General features: G+C 61.4%; 15 protein-coding genes. 3 read left to right on the plus strand and 12 right to left on the minus strand.

Annotation, left to right across the window (positions count from 1 at the left end; translation table 11 throughout):
• Nucleotide 1: 1 nt before the first annotated feature.
• Nucleotides 2-2,251: a zinc-dependent metalloprotease gene (locus EDC28_RS01000; protein ID WP_123420371.1), complete on the minus strand. Its 2,250-nt coding sequence runs from the start codon at nucleotides 2,249-2,251 to the stop codon at nucleotides 2-4.
• 147 nt (nucleotides 2,252-2,398) lie between these two features.
• Between EDC28_RS01000 and EDC28_RS01005 the strand changes: the two genes are divergently transcribed.
• On the plus strand, nucleotides 2,399-2,953 hold the full coding sequence (locus EDC28_RS01005) for a YtfJ family protein (RefSeq protein WP_123420372.1): 555 nt from the start codon (nucleotides 2,399-2,401) through the stop codon (nucleotides 2,951-2,953).
• 63 nt (nucleotides 2,954-3,016) lie between these two features.
• Here the strand turns inward: EDC28_RS01005 and mepK are convergent, their stop codons facing one another.
• Together mepK and EDC28_RS01015 are read right to left on the minus strand one after the other, a co-directional pair.
• Nucleotides 3,017-3,559, minus strand: coding sequence for a peptidoglycan L,D-endopeptidase MepK (gene mepK, locus EDC28_RS01010; RefSeq protein ID WP_050657802.1), 543 nt, complete (start codon nucleotides 3,557-3,559; stop codon nucleotides 3,017-3,019).
• Between the two features lie 76 nt (nucleotides 3,560-3,635).
• Entirely contained in the window at nucleotides 3,636-4,748 is a 1,113-nt protein-coding gene (locus EDC28_RS01015) for a L,D-transpeptidase family protein (RefSeq protein ID WP_083445748.1), read from the minus strand.
• A 98-nt stretch (nucleotides 4,749-4,846) separates the two neighbouring features.
• Here EDC28_RS01015 and EDC28_RS01020 point away from each other — a divergent pair, with 98 nt between their 5' ends.
• Nucleotides 4,847-5,647: a TIGR03899 family protein gene (locus EDC28_RS01020; RefSeq protein WP_123420373.1), complete on the plus strand. Its 801-nt coding sequence runs from the start codon at nucleotides 4,847-4,849 to the stop codon at nucleotides 5,645-5,647.
• Here EDC28_RS01020 and cysQ read toward each other — a convergent pair.
• From cysQ to EDC28_RS01060, 8 genes are read right to left on the minus strand one after another with little or no spacing between them, the layout of a single operon-like run.
• Complete coding sequence (gene cysQ, locus EDC28_RS01025; RefSeq protein ID WP_419179021.1) at nucleotides 5,604-6,359, minus strand: 3'(2'),5'-bisphosphate nucleotidase CysQ; 756 nt, start codon at nucleotides 6,357-6,359, stop codon at nucleotides 5,604-5,606. The two genes, EDC28_RS01020 and cysQ, sit on opposite strands and share 44 nt — an antisense overlap.
• Nucleotides 6,340-6,948, minus strand: coding sequence for an adenylyl-sulfate kinase (gene cysC / locus EDC28_RS01030; protein WP_123420375.1), 609 nt, complete (start codon nucleotides 6,946-6,948; stop codon nucleotides 6,340-6,342). Before cysC ends, cysQ begins: the two co-directional genes overlap by 20 nt.
• Nucleotides 6,945-8,276: a sulfate adenylyltransferase subunit 1 gene (locus tag EDC28_RS01035; protein WP_123420376.1), complete on the minus strand. Its 1,332-nt coding sequence runs from the start codon at nucleotides 8,274-8,276 to the stop codon at nucleotides 6,945-6,947. The genes cysC and EDC28_RS01035 overlap by 4 nt, the downstream gene beginning before the upstream one ends.
• On the minus strand, nucleotides 8,276-9,163 hold the full coding sequence (cysD, locus tag EDC28_RS01040) for a sulfate adenylyltransferase subunit CysD (protein ID WP_050657808.1): 888 nt from the start codon (nucleotides 9,161-9,163) through the stop codon (nucleotides 8,276-8,278). The genes EDC28_RS01035 and cysD overlap by 1 nt, the downstream gene beginning before the upstream one ends.
• The gene (gene cysG, locus EDC28_RS01045) at nucleotides 9,160-10,512 is read right to left on the minus strand and encodes a siroheme synthase CysG (protein ID WP_123420377.1); all 1,353 of its coding nucleotides are present in this window, start codon (nucleotides 10,510-10,512) and stop codon (nucleotides 9,160-9,162) included. Before cysG ends, cysD begins: the two co-directional genes overlap by 4 nt.
• A 7-nt stretch (nucleotides 10,513-10,519) precedes the next feature.
• Nucleotides 10,520-11,209, minus strand: a complete 690-nt coding sequence (locus tag EDC28_RS01050; protein ID WP_050657810.1) for a phosphoadenylyl-sulfate reductase — start codon at nucleotides 11,207-11,209, stop codon at nucleotides 10,520-10,522.
• Entirely contained in the window at nucleotides 11,184-12,851 is a 1,668-nt protein-coding gene (gene cysI / locus EDC28_RS01055) for an assimilatory sulfite reductase (NADPH) hemoprotein subunit (protein ID WP_123420378.1), read from the minus strand. The genes EDC28_RS01050 and cysI overlap by 26 nt, the downstream gene beginning before the upstream one ends.
• Nucleotides 12,851-14,533, minus strand: a complete 1,683-nt coding sequence (locus tag EDC28_RS01060) for a diflavin oxidoreductase (RefSeq protein ID WP_170163986.1) — start codon at nucleotides 14,531-14,533, stop codon at nucleotides 12,851-12,853. Before EDC28_RS01060 ends, cysI begins: the two co-directional genes overlap by 1 nt.
• A gap of 173 nt (nucleotides 14,534-14,706) precedes the next feature.
• Here EDC28_RS01060 and EDC28_RS01065 point away from each other — a divergent pair, with 173 nt between their 5' ends.
• A complete protein-coding gene (locus EDC28_RS01065) occupies nucleotides 14,707-15,387 on the plus strand; it encodes a GAF domain-containing protein (protein WP_050657813.1) in 681 nt (226 codons plus the stop codon).
• A 42-nt stretch (nucleotides 15,388-15,429) separates the two neighbouring features.
• On the opposite strand, the gene EDC28_RS01070 is transcribed toward EDC28_RS01065, so the two are convergent.
• Nucleotides 15,430-16,179: a TIGR04219 family outer membrane beta-barrel protein gene (locus EDC28_RS01070; RefSeq protein ID WP_170163987.1), complete on the minus strand. Its 750-nt coding sequence runs from the start codon at nucleotides 16,177-16,179 to the stop codon at nucleotides 15,430-15,432.
• Nucleotides 16,180-16,319 lie beyond the last annotated feature (140 nt).

Consider the following 16,319-nt stretch of genomic DNA (forward strand, 5'->3'; position numbering starts at 1 on the left):
CTTAAATGGGTGAACCCGGTGGAATGGTGCTCTGCAGTGGCAAGGGGGTTTTGGGGTCGGCCAAAAAGGCCGCCAGCCATACCCCTGCCTCGCGCTGCTGGCGGCGCCAGGCTTCGTCGCCGCGCCGGCCCTGCAGCCAACTGGCACTTTGGCGCAACTCGCTGCGGATAAGGGCTGCCGCCGGGGCCGAGAGCTTGGGCAGGCTCTTGGCAAGCTCTGCCAACCCCTGCCAAGCTACCGCACTTTGCACGGCGCTGGCATCGCTCAGGCGCCAACGATTGAGCACCAGAGTGTTAACGACGCTCAGCATATCAGGGCCCTTGGCCTGCTGATAGACCCGCTCCAGGCGCGCCGGCGCCAGGGCCGGGGCCAGCACCAGCTGCGCGGCCGCCTCAACGGCGGCTTGCGGGTCAAAATCCTTACCCAGGCGGCTTGGTAGCCATTCAGCTTGGTTTTCAAGGTCTTGGCCTGAAGGCGGCATGGCGCGGGCCAGGCCCGGCGGCAGCGTCAGCACGTCGTCCGACAACAGGTTATCCAGCGCCTTGAGGGCTTGCTGCTGCATTTGGGGGCTGACTTCGGTGGTCCCCAGGAAGGCTTCGCCCTGGCGCCCGTATTGATAGCTGACACCACCCAGCAGCCGCGCCACCGCTTCGGCCTGGTAGCGCTGCAACAGGTACAGCGGGGTGAGCTTGCGTTGCCAGTCGTCGCCGCGCTCGCCGGAGCCAACGGCGTCACGTTCAAAGTGGGCCAGGGCAACTTTGCGCACCGCCAGCAACTGCTCAAGAGCTTTGAGCGGATCGGCGCCAAAGTCCCACAGATTGCCGCTTTGCTCGCTGCTGGCAAAGCCCCGGGCGCCCTCGTCGGAAACATAGGCGCGCTGCTGGTTGTCTTTGATAAGCGCGGCCCGCTCCTTGGCATTGTTGGCGTAGGCGTAGTGCACCAGGTAGTGGTCCCAGCCGCCTAGGCCAACGCCGTAAGCGTTATCCAGGCTCACCTCATCGCCTTTGAGGTGCACCTGGGGATGGGGGTAATCCATCACCGAAGCGTCTTGCTGGGTACTGGCGGCAAAGTTGTGGGCAAAGCCCAGGGTATGGCCCACCTCGTGGGCCGCCAGTTGGCGAAGCCGCGCCAGGGCCATGTTAAGGGCCTCTTGATGATGGGCCTTACCCACCAGGGCTTCGGCAATGCGAAGGTCCTGGCGCACCCGCAAGGAGCCGAGGCTCACCTGGCCTTTTAAAATTTCCCCGGTGCGCGGGTCCACCACCGCCGCCCCATAGGACCAGCCACGGGTGGCACGGTGCACCCAGTTGATGACGTTGTAGCGGATATCCATGGGGTCGGCCCCTTCGGGCAGCACCTTGACCTCAAAATCGATGCCCACTTCCTTGAAGGCCTGGCTCCACCAGCGGGCACCGTCCAAGAGCGCCGAGCGCACCGGCTCGGGGGTGCCGTTATCGAGGTAATAGATGATGGGGTGCTTGGCATCGGCGCGGTGACGAATTTGGTAGCCCTGTTCTATGGGTTGGTCCAAGGCGGTGGCGTAGTCTTGAAAATCCACGTGGAAGGAGCCGCTGCGAGGGTGATAGGCCAGGGGCTGATAGCCATCGTCTGGCAAGCGGATAAGGGAGATGCGCTGCACCAGAGTCAGGTGGTTCGGGTCTGGCACCGTCCAGCGGATGGCATCGCCGGCAGGTTTGCCGCTGAAGGTGAGGATGCCTTGCAGTTCGGTGTTGTCCACAAAGCTCTTGTTGCTTTGCCAGTCGATGGCGGAGAGCTTGCCATCAAACTGGTAACTGCCCTGCCCGGCTTCGGCCACTCGCTCGGCCAGGGCCTGGCGGTCACTCAGTACCAGGCTGGAAAGGTCCACATAACCGTCTTTTAGCTCCCCTTGCCAGATAACGGAGCGGGCAAAGGCTTCTTCAACTGAGCGTTTTTCATCGTTAAAGCCGCCACGGGCGCGAAAATTGAGGTTGTCGCGAATAAGCTGCACCACCTTGCCCTGGCGGGAGAAATGCACCAGCACCGCTTCGCTGACTTGGTTACGGTCCAGCCCCACTTCGTTGGCCCCCATGCCCCAAGGCAGGCTGGCATGCAGCAAAAAGGGCTCCTCAAAGCGGGGTTTGACCCACAGTGCGCCGTGGTCCGGGTCGGGGTAGAGGGTATAAAAGCCCTTTTCGGCCGCCAGACCATCGGTGACGGCGGCAAAGGCGCTCCCGGTCCAGAGCACGGCAAGCAAGGCGATAACGCGCATGGTGACTCCTTGTTCAATTCTTGTTGGTGTATCCAAACCATTGCGCCCTTTTTAACCGCCCGTTGCAACTCCCTTCAGCTTGAATACCTTGCAACTCGGGTAAGTTGCTGCAAAATGGTTGGACCACATAAAAAGGAGCAGCAGAACATGCGTTTAACTCTTACCGCCGCCTTCACCCTGGCTTTGGCTTTCCCAGCCCTGGCCCACAATATCGAGCTCAATGCTCCGGTACCCAGCGCCACCGTTACCGACGACGGCGCCGTGACCTATGAGAATAAAAAATTCGGCTATGAGCCCTTCTCCACCGACAGCCTGACTGGCAAAGTGCGGGTGATCCAGGCCTTTGCCGGACGCACCAGCGCCAAAGAGATCAACGATCCGCTGATCGACGCCATCAAGAAAGGCCACCTGCCCCAGGACAAATACCAGACCGTTACCATCATCAACGTTGATGACGCCATCTGGGGCACCGGCGCCTTTGTACGCAGCTCCGCCAAAGACGGCAAAAAAGACTTCCCCTACTCGCAGGTGGTGCTGGACGAAAAAGGCGTTGTGAAAAAAGCCTGGGATCTCGCGCCGAAAAGCTCGGCCATCATCGTGGTGGACCAAGACGGCAAGGTACGCTTTGTCAAAGACGGCAAACTGAGCGATGACGACATCAAAAACGTGATGGCGCTGCTGCACCAGTTGCTGGGCGCATAACCGCCCCTGAACGCAAAAAGACGAGCCAAGGCTCGTCTTTTTTGTGGGCGCTATTGCACCTTTTTACCAACGGCGCACCGGGCCGGTATCGATATGGATAAAACCATCCTGGGGGTAGTAGCCCACGCCGCCAGCTTTCATGGCCAGGGCCGCTTTGTGGGCTTTGGCCAGCTGAATACCGGGCAGGCGAATGTCGATGGCTTTCCCTAAACAATGAAAAGACTTGGTGGCCACATGATGGCCGGCCTTTTTCATGGCCGCGTTGGACGCCGGGCTGCGATAACCGGAGATCACTTCGATAGTGCCATCAAAACCGAGGTTACCGGTCAAGCGGGTGAGTTGGTCAAAGAGCGCCGGATCCATGTGAGTCACATCGCCGCTGCGGTGATCTTTGAGCACCTCATTGAAGCTTTGCAGGGTTTCGTTGAGATAAAGGCCGTTTTGCCAATAAATCCCCTGAGCAGTCTGTCCTGTGTGCAAATTAACCATGCTTAATGCACGCTTGTGGCCCACACTGGCCATGGCCTTCCCTGGTAGGACACTGGCAGCAGCCAGGGTGCTGACGCCGAATAAAAAACGACGGCGTGAGAGCATTTTGTGCTGCATTTCACCTCCTACAACTGGGTGTTTTAGAGAGTTGCGTTTAAAACAGCCCTCAAACTACCTGCAGCACAAAAAATGATCAATCTTTATGCAGCGCAAATTGTGAGTCAGGCCCCAGATCAAGCCCGTAGATATCGTCTCTGAAGTGTAAGTGACCACTTGCATCCACCCAGGCAGTCCAATACACCAGTGCCACCGGCAGAGGTTGGCTGAGGGTGATTTTCTGCCACTGGCCGCTGTCCAGCGCCTGGCGCCAGCCGGGGTGGTCGAACAGCAAACGGTCGGCCAGGGTATAGGCCGCTTCGACCCGAATGCACCCCGAGCTGTATGCTCTTTTCGCCTGGCGAAACAGCCCCGGCTGGTTGGTGTGGTGCAGGTAAATGGCCTCGTTGTTGGGCAGCACGAATTTCAAGCGGCCCAGGGCGTTAAAGTCCCCGGCCCGTTGGCGAAGCCGCCAGGTAGGTGGCCAGTGAGCGGGCACTTGCTCCGGCAGCGGCACCACCTGGGTAGCGCGGCCATAGCCTTCGACAATCTCAATCTGGTGGTCCACCAGCGGTTCAAAGCCCTGGCGGCGCATTTTTGGCAGGTAGTCACGACGAAAAATGCTGTAAGGCACGTTCCAAAAGGGGTTGAGCTCGATGGCGGTAACTTCGCTTTGCATCAGCGGCGTCGGCCGGGACGGACGCCCCACCACGATGCGTGACTGCAAGCGCACCTCGTTGCCGGCAAACCAGGTGAGGGTGTAGGCGGGAATGTTGACGATAAGCTGTTCGCTGGCGGGGCTCAGTTGGCGCATCCGCGCCAGGGTGGCTTGAATTTGGGTCAGCCGCTGGGCCGGGGTGACATTGAGCGCCGCCATGGTGGCCTTGCCCACTACGGCGTCTTCGTTAAGGCCAAGGCGCCCTTGAAAACGCTTTACCGCCTCGCCAAGGGCGGCGTCAAACTGGTCACGGCCTGGCACGTCTTCGGTGAGATCGCCGCTCAGCACCAGCATTTCGCGCAGTTTGAGCACCGCATCGCCCTTGTCGCCCAGGCGCAAGGTCGGGCCCTCAAGGTGTGGCCAGTTACCCATCTCGGCCAACAATTGCAGTTGTACTTCGGCCTGTTGCAGGCCCTGGCGCTGACTGTCTAACCAGTCGGCACGAACAGGGGTCATCAGCAGCCACAGCAATACCAAACAAACGACTCTCATGATCCAGGCACCTCCATCCCTAGTATGGTGCCTGGGCTGGCGACAGCCACCGCGAATTGCGCTAGGCTGGCGTCACGCCATTTTCAACATCACCCATCATGGACAAAACACCAGCAGTGGAACGCATGGGGTACAGCCCCACCGACAGGTTGCGCCAGTTGGCCCAGCAACAAGGGCTGGAAGGGGCACTGAACAGCGATGAAAAGGGTAACCCCCTGGACAGAGCCAGGCACAGAGCCGCCATCGGTGTGACCCGCCGCCAGAAAAACCTGGAGGCGATCATTCGCCGGGCCTTGGGGCAGTCCGATGACAGCACCGTGGTAGATGATGTCGATGGCGACTGGTTCTATCACTTCAGCCGCTTGAGCGAGAACATCGGCAGCCCCCGCATGCAGGGCTTGTGGGCCAATATCCTGCTGCGTGAGCTGGAAAACCCCGGCAGCTTTTCACGGCGCGCCTTGGAGGTGCTGGAAAAGCTCTCGGTCAAGGAAACCGGGCTCTTTGCCAAGGCCGTTAACATGGCGCTGCAGGTGGGTCAGGAATACCGGCTGGTGATTGGCATTTACCGGCGCCATACCCTCGGCGGTAGCCAAACCCGGCTGCTGCCCCTGGGCCAGTTCGGCCTGCCCTACTCGGCGCTGGCCACCTTGATGGAAATTGGCCTGCTGCAAAGCTCGGAGCTGCTGAGTGCCGACCTCAAACTCAGCCCGCTGCACTTTAACGTTGGTTCCCACAAAGGGGTGCTCAGTGGCGGCCGGCGGAAGGTACACCTGACCTATTACCGTTTCAGCTCGGTAGGGGATGAGCTGGCCCGGCTGATGTCAGCCGAGCCGGACAACAAGTTTGAAGGGGAGTTTAAGAAGGCTCTGGCAGCAGACGTGCAGCTGCAGTGGCAATAAAGCCGCCGTTTCGCAGGTTCTCCCGGCGATAGCCCAAAGGCTCGCCGGCCAGAGTCAGCACCAGGCCACCGGCCGCTTCCAAGACCGCCTGAGCCGCTGCCGTATCCCACATCATGGTGGGGTTAAAGCGCGGATAGAGCTGGGCGCTACCGTCGGCAATGGCGCAGAACTTGAGGCTCGAGCCTCGGCTGAGCAACTCGTGCTCACCCAGTTTTGCCAGCCAGCCGGCCAGCTCCGGCGCCGGATGGGAGCGAGAGGCCACCACCACCGGCGGCGTGCCATCGGGGTTAACGCTGATGGCGCGCCGCTCCCCGGCCACTTCCAGGTAGGCGCCTTTGCCCTTTTCGCCCACATAGAGATGGTCGGTAGCGGGCACGTACACTAGCCCCAGCACCGGCTCGCCGCCGTCAATCAAAGCCAGGTTGACGGTAAAATCGGGGCGCCCGGCCAAAAACTCCTTGGTGCCGTCCAGAGGGTCCACCAGCCAGAACTTTTGCCAGTGCTGGCGCGCCTCCCAAGGGGTATGGGCCCCTTCTTCCGACAACACCGGGTAACCGGTTTCACTCAAGGCCAGCATCAGAATGTCATTGGCCGCCTTGTCGGCCAGGGTCACCGGCGAGCCGTCGGCCTTATCCTCGGCGCCCACCTTGCCCTGGAACGACAGGGCCTTTAGCCCCGCCGCTTTAACCGCATCAATCAGCGCTTGCATCAAGCCCCACTTCCTTTTCGAGCCATTCCAATACTTTATTGACCGCCTCGGCAGGAGACAAGGCTTGGGTGTTCACCACCAAGTCAGGGCTGGCAGGCACTTCAAAGGGGGAATCAAGACCGGTCATGTGCTTGATTTCGCCGCGCCGCGCCTTGGCATAAAGGCCTTTGGGGTCGCGGGATTCACAAGCCTCCAGGCTCGCTTCCACGTAAATTTCGAAAAAGCGTCCTTGGGGCAGTCGCTCACGAATGAGTTGGCGGTCGCTGGCAAAGGGCGACACAAAAGCGGCCAGTACAATCAGCCCTGCATCCACCATCAGCCGGGCCACTTCGCCGACCCGGCGCAGGTTCTCGGTGCGATCGCTGTCGCTAAACCCCAGATCGCTGCAAAGGCCATGGCGCACGTTGTCGCCGTCCAGCAGGAACGAATGCTTACCGGCACCGGCCAGGGCCTGCTCCACACCGTTGGCAAGCGTTGATTTACCGGCCCCAGACAGGCCGGTAAACCACAGCACCAGGGGCTTTTGGCCCAAGGCCTTGGCGCGGCTGGTAGCGTCTACCGTATGCTGGTGCCAGGTCAGGTTGCTGCTCATGACCAGTCGCTCACGTCGATGGCTTGCCAGTGCGGATAGTGGCGGCGAATGTAGGCGTTGAGCTCTTTCTCGGCCTGGCTGACCGCCGGGCGCTGCTCAGCGGTGTCCGCCACCGCTTCTTCGGCCATAAAGGCAGCCACGGTCTGCTGGGTGTCCGGGTCCACCAGGATCAGGCTGCCGGTGTGGCGGCTTTGCTGGTAGATGTCCAGGGCCTGGGCTTCTTCCAGTTGCAGCGTGACCTGGCCGATAGCGTTGGTTTTCAGTTCGGCATCGTCGCTGATGGTCCAGTTGTCCACGTTCAGCTGGCCGCTGACGTTCGCTACCTTACCCCAGGTCCAGCGGCTGGCCGCCTTGATGCGATAACGCTTGCCGGGTTGATGGCCTTGGTCGTTAAGCCACACCAGCCAGCCTTTCCAGATGCGGGCGCCGGTGACCGGGCTGTTGGTCAGCCAGTCGCCGCGGCTAATGTCGATTTCCCGGTCCAGCTGCACCGCTACCGCGTCGCCCGCTTCAATCAGCTCCACTTCGGAGCCGGAGCGCCACACGCTTTGCACCAGGGCATGGTTGCCGGACGGCCAGTGATAAAGGGTGTCGCCGGCCTGCACCGTGCCCGCAAAGAGGGTACCGGCAAAGCCGCGAAAATCCTGGTTGGGGCGGATGATGCTTTGCACCGGCAGGCGCACGCCGTCCACCGAGGGGCGGCTGACGCTGGCGTCTTCCAGGGCGCCAAGCAGGCTTGGGCCGTGGTACCAGGGCATTTTCTCGGACAGCTTGGCCAGGTTCTCGCCTTTAAGGGCGGAGACCGGCAACACCTTGATGTTGGCGCCGGGCATGCGCTCGGCCAGCTTGTAGTAGTCCGCTTCGATGGCCTTGAAGGTGGCTTCGTCGTAGTCCACCGCGTCCATCTTGTTCACCGCCACCACGAACTGGCGAATGCCCAGCAAGTGGCACAAAAAGCTGTGGCGGCGGGTCTGGCGGATGATGCCTTTGCGGGCGTCCACCAGGATGATGGCCAGGTCGCAATGGGAAGCGCCGGTGACCATGTTGCGGGTGTACTGCTCGTGTCCGGGGGTGTCGGCAATGATGAGATGGCGGCTGCCGGCTTCGGCAAAACGCCAGGCCACGTCGATGGTAATCCCCTGGCTGCGCTCGGCTTCCAGGCCGTCCAGCAGGTTGGCAAACGGCAGTTCGCCGTTCTCAAGGGGGTCGCCAAGGGCTTTGAGCTGGTCGGCATAAAGCTGGCCGGTTTCAAACAAAAAGCGGCCAATCAGGGTGGACTTGCCGTCGTCGACGGAGCCACAGGTCAACAGTTTCAGTGTTTCTTGCATCAGAAGTACCCCTGGCGTTTCTTACGTTCCATGGCGGCCGTAGAGTCTTTGTCGATCATGCGGCCAGAGCGCTCGCTGGCGCCCAGTTGGCCCAGTTCGTCCAGCACCTGGTCGAGGGTCTCGGCGTCGGACTCAATGGCGGCGGTCAGCGGGTAGCAGCCCAGGGTACGGAAACGCACTTTTTTCAGTTGCGGCACTTCGCCGGGCTCAAGGCGGAAACGCTCGTCATCCACCATGAACAGCTGGCCATCACGCTCTACCACGGGGCGTTCGGCGGCAAAGTACAGCGGTACCAGTTCGATTTCTTCGGCGCGGATATAAGCCCAGATGTCCCGCTCGGTCCAGTTGGACAGCGGGAACACCCGCATGCTCTCGTCTTTGGCCAAGTCGCTGTTGACGTGGGTCCACAGCTCCGGGCGCTGGCGACGCGGCTCCCAACGCTGGAAGGCGTCGCGGTGGGAGAACACCCGCTCCTTGGCGCGAGAGGCTTCTTCGTCACGGCGGGCGCCACCGAAGGCGCAGTCGTACTTGCCACGGGCCAGCTCGGCTTTGAGGGCCTCGGTTTTCATCACGTCGGTGTAGCGGCTGCCGTGGTCAAAGGGGTTCAGCTTCTCGGGGTTTTGCACCACTTTCAGATCCAGGCCGAATTTCTTGGCCTGGGCATCACGAAAGGCGTACATGGCCTGGAATTTCCAGCCAGTGTCGATGTGCAGCACCGGGAAGGGCACCAGGGCCGGCAGGAACGCCTTGCGGATAAGGTGCAGCAGCACGCTCGAATCCTTGCCGATGGAGTAGAGCATCAGCGGCCGCTCAAACTCGGCTGCCGCTTCACGAATAATGTGCAGGGACTCGGCTTCAAGGGCCGCGAGATGGGGGCTTAGGCTCATTTTGCCTCCTGATAAAGGGTCACGGTGTCTCCAATCATCAACAGCGCAGGGGATTTGACCTGCGCCTGTTCAACAGTGTCGGCCAGGTGGCCAAGGTCGGTGCGAAAGCGCCGCTCCTCTGGGCGAGTGCCGTTTTCCACCACCAATACCGGGGTGGAAGCGGCCAGGCCGCCTGCCATTAATTCGTCGGCGATATGGCTGCTTTGGGTCAGCCCCATGTAAATCGCCAGGGTGCTCTTGGGCTGGGCCAGGGCACGCCAGTTGGCGTCTTCGCCGCCGGGCTGGCAATGGCCGGTGACCAGGGTCATCTGGTTGGCAAGGCCCCTGTGGGTCAGCGGCACCTGGGTGCGGGCACTGCAAGCAGCGGCAGCGGTGATGCCGGGCACCACGTCCACCTCGATACCGGCGGCGCGGGCGGCCAGCACTTCTTCGCCGCCACGGCCAAATACAAAGGGGTCGCCGCCTTTAAGGCGCACTACCCTTTTGCCGGCGCCGGCTTCGCGCACCAAGATGGCTTCAATCTCGGGCTGGGGCACCGAATGCAGGCCCTTTTCCTTACCTACCGAGATAAAGTCGGCGTCGCGGCGAGCAAGGTTCATCACCGCGTCAGAGACCAGCCGGTCGTAGACAATAACGTCAGCCGCTTGAATGGCCTGCAGGGCTTTGAGGGTGAGCAAGTCCGGGTCGCCGGGGCCGGCGCCTACCAGTTTGAGCCAGCCTGAGCGGCGGTTTTCACCGGCCAGCAAGGCTTCCAATTCGGCTTCGGCCGCTTGTGTATCGCCCTTGGCCAGTTGCTGGCCGGTGTCGCCGTCCAGCAGCGCTTCCCAGAAGCGGCGCCGGTCGCTAAAGGCGGCAAAGCGGCTAGCCACTTTGTCCCGAAACCGGCCCATCAGCGCCGCCAGCGCGCCGGTCCACTGAGGTACTTCGGCTTCCAGTTTTTCCCGAAGGCGCCTGGCCAGCACCGGCGCCTGGCCGTCACTGGAAATGGCGATGGTCACCGGCTTTCGCTCCACCACGGCCGGCACGATGGCGCTGCAAAGCGCGCGCTGGTCTACCACGTTGACCCAAATCTGCCGGGCATTGGCCGCCTCGGCCACCGCCTCGTTGACCAGTTCGTCGTCGGTGGCGGCAATGGCCAGCCACACGCCGTCCAGCCACTTGGGCTCGAACTGCTCGGCAACGTGGTCGACGGGGCTGGCCGCTATTTCGGCACACAGGGTCTTGGCCACCAGGCGCACCTTGGCGCCGGCCTTGTGCAGCGCCTGGACCTTACGCCAGGCCACTGTGCCACCGCCCACTACCAGCACATCCTTGCCGTGTAAATCCAGGAACAACGGGAAATCGTGCATCAATGACTTACTCGTGCAGGCCGCATTCGCGGACCAGGCCGCCAAAGCGGGTCTGTTCTTCGCTCAGCTGTTCGGACAGGGGTACGGTGGAGTGCCAGTCTCCTACCGAGACGTAGCCTTGGTCCCACAAGGGGTGATAAGGCAGGCCGTGCTCGGTGAGGTAGCGGTACACATCGCGGTTGTTCCAATCGATGATGGGATACACCTTGGTGTGGCCGTTCTGGCTTTCCAGCACGCCGCGGCCCTCGCGGGTGCTGGACTGCTCGCGGCGAAGGCCGGCAAACCAGCTTTGCACCTTGAGCTCTTCCAGGGCGCGCTGCATGGGCTCAACCTTGTTTTCCTGGTTGTAGGCCTTGATGCCGTCTACCCCTTGCTCCCAGCGCTTGCCATAGCGAGCTTCTTGCCAGGCAGCGGTGGTTTTGGGGCTATAAACCTTGAGGTTGAGCCCGAGCTTGTCGGTGAGCTGCTCCACAAAACCATAGGTTTCCGGGAAGTGGTAACCGGTGTCGATGAAGATCACCGGAATACCGGGGGCTTCGCGGTTAACCAGGTGCAGCATCACCGCCGCCTGGATACCAAAGCTCGAACTCAGGGCAAATTCACCGGGCAGGTTGTCCAGGGCCCAGCGCACCCTTGCCGGTGCGTCCAGGCCTTCCAGCAATTGCTGGTGCTCAGGCGTGAAAATCGACTTGGGCATCTTTAACCTCCTTCACCACGCCGGTGCGTACCACGAAGTCGCCAAAGCGCTCGTCGGCGTTGCGCTCGGCGCGGTAGCGGCTCAGCACCGGTTTGAGTTCAGCGAGGATCTCGGTCTCGGTGAGGTTCTCGCGATACAGCTTGTTGACCCGCAGGCCGCGGCCGTCGGCGCCCAGGAACAGGTTGTAACGGCCAGGGGCCTTGCCCACCAGGCCAATCTCGGCCAGGAAAGGACGGGCACAACCGTTGGGGCAGCCGGTGATGCGGGTAACGATGTCTTGGTCGCCCAGCTCCACTTCATCCAGCAGGCCTTGCACCTTGGCAACAAAGTCTTCGAGGTAACGCTCGGCTTCGGCCATGGCCAGGCCACAGGTAGGCAGCGCCACACAGGCCATGGCGTTTTCACGCAGGCGAGTGGTGGGCACGTTCAGGCCATGCTCGGCCACCAGGGCCTCAATCTTGGCCTTCTCGGCCTTGGGCACACCGGCAATGATGAGGTTCTGGTTGGCGGTCATGCGAAAATCGCCCTGGTGCACCTGGGCGATGGCGCGAAGGCCGGTCAGCCAGGCTTGGCCGGGCTTGTCGATAAGGCGGCCTTCCGGCACAAACAGGGTCAGGTGGTCGCGGCCGTCCACACCCTCTACCCAGCCAAAGCGGTCGCCTTGTTGGGTAAAGACCACCGGCACTTCCGGCAGGAAGGTCACGCCACTGCGTTTTTCCACCTCAGCCTTGAAGGCGTCTACACCCATGCGATCGACGGTGTACTTGAGACGGGCGTTTTTACGCTGGTCGCGGTTGCCGTGGTCGCGCTGGGTGGTAAGCACCGCTTCGGCCACCACATTCATTTGCTCGGGGCTGATAAAGCCCAGGCAGCTGGCTACCCGCGGGTAAGTGGCGGTGTCGCCATGGGTGGTGCCCATGCCGCCGCCCACCAGCACGTTGTAGCCGCGCAGCTTGCCGTTCTCGGCGATGGCCACAAAGCCCAGATCGTTGGCGTAAACATCCACGTCGTTATGGGGCGGAACGGCGACGGCTGCTTTGAATTTACGGGGCAGGTAGGTATCGCCGTAGATGGGCTCGGCGGAGTCGGCCACCTTTTCTTCGTCCAGCCAAATCTCGTGATAGGCACGGGTGTTGGGCAGCAGGTGCTCGGACAGCGCCACGGTCTGGCGATACACCTCTTGGTGCAGGCTCGAATCCACCGGGTTGGTGTTACACAAAACGTTGCGGTTCACGTCGCCACAGGCGGCGATGGAGTCCAGCAGGGCGCTGTGCAGGCCTTGAATAAGGGGCTTGAGGCTTTCTTTTAAGATGCCGTGGTACTGGAAGGTCTGGCGGGTGGTCAGGCGCACGCTGCCGCCGGAAAGCTCCCGGCCCAGTTTGTCGACCATCAGCCACTGCTCGGGGGTCACCACACCGCCTGGCACCCGGGCGCGCAGCATAAAGCTGTACAGGGGTTCTAGCTTGCGCTTGGCGCGCTCGCTGCGCTGGTCGCGGTCGTCCTGCTGATAAAAGCCATGGAATTTGGACAACTGGGTGTCGTCTTCACGCAGCGCGCCGGTGTAGCCGTCGTGCAGGCTCTCTTCCAGGGTGCCACGCAGGTGGCGGCTTTCGTTCTTAATGCGTTCGTTGGGAGAAGCCATCAGTAAACATCCCTCAGGTAGCGGCCCTGGGCGCGCAGCTCGTTCAAATAGGTTTCGCCATCGGTGTTGCCGTGGCTTGCAATGAGGTCGGCCAGGGCCTGGTGTACGTCTTTGGCCATGCGTTCACCGTCGCCACAGACGTAAAGGTAGGCGCCGTCATTGAGCCACTGCCAAACTTCGGCACCTTCCTCTTTGAGGCGGTGCTGGACATAGATTTTGTCCTGCTGGTCACGGCTGAAGGCAAGGCTCAGCTTGCTTAGCTGCCCTTCGCTCAGCCAGCGCTGCCACTCGGTCTGATACAAGAAGTCGTTACGCAGGTGGCGGCTGCCAAAGAACAGCCAGTTGCGGCCTTGCGCTTGCGTAGCTTCACGCTCCTGCATAAAGGCGCGAAACGGCGCCATACCGGTGCCAGGGCCAATCATGATCACCGGTTTGTCGGCGTCAGGCAGGCGGAAACGGTTGTTGGGCTGCACGTACACCTTCAGCTCATCCCCGGCTTCCAGGCGGGAAACAAGGCCAGAAGCTACCCCAAAGCGGGCCTGGCCTTCGGCCTCAAAGGCCACCAGGGCGATGGTCAGGTGCACTTCGCCTTCGGCTTCCTTGGGGGAAGAGGCGATGGAGTAAAGGCGCGGCGCCAGGGGTTTAAGGGCATCGATAAGTTGCTGGGCGGTCAGCGACTCGCTGCGGGTGCGAATGCGCTCCGGCAGTTGGCCTTCCCCTTCAGACAGTTGCAGCTCGGCCACGGTCTTGGGGTGCAAGGTGGTGAGCTCTTTGCCTTTAAGGGCATCAAAGAGGCGCACTTTTTTGCCATCAAGGGTGACCGGCTCGTCGGCATTGAGGCGGGTGGCGTCCAGCACCGCTTGTACCAGCGCGTCGCTTTGCTGCGCCACGATGCCAAGGGCGTCACCGGGCTGATAGCTCAGGCTAGGTACGTCCAGCTCCAGGTGATAGACCTCGTGGCCAGCGTCGATGGTCAGCGGGTGCACCGCCAGCACTTCGGCGCTCATGGGATTGGCGCGGGTCGGCTGGGGCGCAGCAGAGCTGCTGACCTCGGCGGCGCTTTGCACCTGGGGCGCGGCATCGGCAAGGGCGGCCAGCAGCTCGTCTTGCCAGGCTTGGGCCGTGGCCTGGAACTCCACATCGGCTTCTTTGATGGTAAGCAGGCGCTCGCTGCCGGCGGCGGCCAGGCGCTCGTCAAAGTCTTTACCGGTCTGGCAGAACAGCGGATAGGAGCTGTCGCCAAGGGCCAGTACCGAGAAACGGGTTTGGCTAAGATCAGGCGCCCGTTTGGAGCCCAGCAGCTCATGCAGGGCAATGGCATCGTCCGGCGCTTCGCCGTCACCGTGGGTGGACACCACCAAGGCGATATCCTGGGCGTCGCTCAGCTTTTTGGCTTTGAAACCGGCCATGGAGGCCAGGGTGACATCAAGGCCCGCCGCTTTGGCAGCATCGGCAAAGGTTTTGGCAACCCCCTCGGCGTTGCCGGTTTGGGAGCCGTAGAGCACCAGCAACGGGCGGCTGGCAGCAGCAGTGGCAGCAGGTGCAGCAACAACAGACCCGGTTCCGGCCTTGGCATCGGCCAGGCCAGCCAGATAACCGCTCATCCAGCGCAGATCGTCGCTGGACAGTTGCGACAGTTGTTCCCTGACCGCTTGGGTCAGCTGTGTCAGTACGTGAGACATGGGCGCCTATTCATAAATTATGATGGGCGCCATATTAGGGGCCTGGATGGCCAAACGAAAAGATTAAAAAGGGCTTTTGTATGCCATATCGGAATAAGCACTACGTTGTGAGGGCATTAACCCCTGAGTAGAATGCCAAGCCGCTTTATCATCATTTACTTAGGGAGGGCGCCATGAACGCAGCCCGTTATGCCGAACTGTCTGGCCTTGAGCTCTCAGCCAAGGGCCTGGCCATTGCCGATGCTACTGCCAACGCCCTCGACGCCCTGGCGCCCCAGGCCCCCGAAAGCCCCCTGGCCCACTACGTATTCAAGGTGCCAGAGTTGGGTGAAGGCGGCGCCTGCTCGCTGTTTGGCCAACTGGCCGACGAGCCTTACGACCTTCGCCCCATCCTCGGTGGCCAAAACAGCGCCAACGATGCCCTGCTGGCGCGCCTGAACGCCGCGGTTGCCCATATCACCACCCAAAGCCAGGTGGATTGGCTGGGGCTGTATCCGGCCAAGGTGAATGCCGCTGGCCAGCGGGTATTGGTTAAAGCCGCCTACCGTGGCGCCCCGTCCCGGGCCGAATTTCCGCTCACCCCCGAGTTTGCCACCATCTCCAACAACGCCACCGTGGGCCTGAGTGGTCGCGGCCGGCTTATTCAAGACGTGGCGGCTTATCTCAAGGACGGCGGCGAGTACTACACCTGCGACCCGAAAGTGCAGGCCGAGCTCTGTATTCCGCTCTACGACGAAGCCGGCAATACCATCGGTATTCTCGACGCCGAGGCCTTTCGCCCGGGTTACTTCGACGATGAAAAGCTGGGGGTCTTTGTGGGCCTGGCGCTGTGGGCAGCGAGCCAGTTCAGCTAATAAAAAAGCCTGCTGACGCAGGCTTTTTTATATTTGCCGCACTTAGAAGTGCATGGTCACCGAGGCAAAGGCGCCGTCGAGCTTGATGTCGGCGTCAAAGTCGCCAATGTCATTGAGCTTGAGTTGCAGGGCCCGGTAGCCTAGTTGCACCCCCACATCCACGGGGCCGGTGATGTCGAAGTCGTAACCCACAAAGGCGCTGTAATCGAGCAGGCGGTTGCCGCTGTAAACCACGCCATTACCCTGGGCACCCACATAAAGGCCGGTCAGCGGCAGGTCGACCCGGGCGTTGAGATAGAGCATCGGTACCCACTCGTCCACCGGCTCTTCGGCGCTGCCCACCAAGGGGTTGGCTATTTTGAGGTGGCCGTCGAGCTTACGGCCAGTCAAGCCGATGTCAAAATCACCGCCCACATCCCACAGCTCGTAGTAGAGGGTGACGTCGGTCATCTTGATTTGCAGATCGCTGTTGATTTCGCTACCGGCGGGGTAGAGCGTGTCGTCAAATTCAACGTTCTCATTCAGCTGGCCCTGGCCGCTTTCGGAGATGTCGCTGTAGGCGATACGCAGGTTGGGCAGCACCGGGATGGGGTGCTCGAAGTTGATATACCACTGGGTGAGATCGGCGCTTTTAAGGCCCATCTCGTCATCGATTTGCACGTTCTCGGACAGCAAATCGCCGGAAAAGTCGTTGTTCCAACGGCCAACACCGGCGTAGATCCCCACATTGTCGGCATAGGCCGGCAGCACGGCGCCACCGGTGATCGCAAGGGCAAGCAGCAGCTTTCTCATTTGATATAACTCCATGTCAACATTGGCTTAAAGGTTAGCGTGGCCAGTAACACACCGACAGTATCAGCGGCCTAAAACCACTAACGCATTAATGTTGCGTGTAAAAAGGCCCGCTTACACGGGCCTGACAAGGAGCATCA

The organism is Gallaecimonas pentaromativorans, from assembly GCF_003751625.1.
Classification (GTDB): Bacteria; Pseudomonadota; Gammaproteobacteria; order Enterobacterales; family Gallaecimonadaceae; genus Gallaecimonas; species Gallaecimonas pentaromativorans.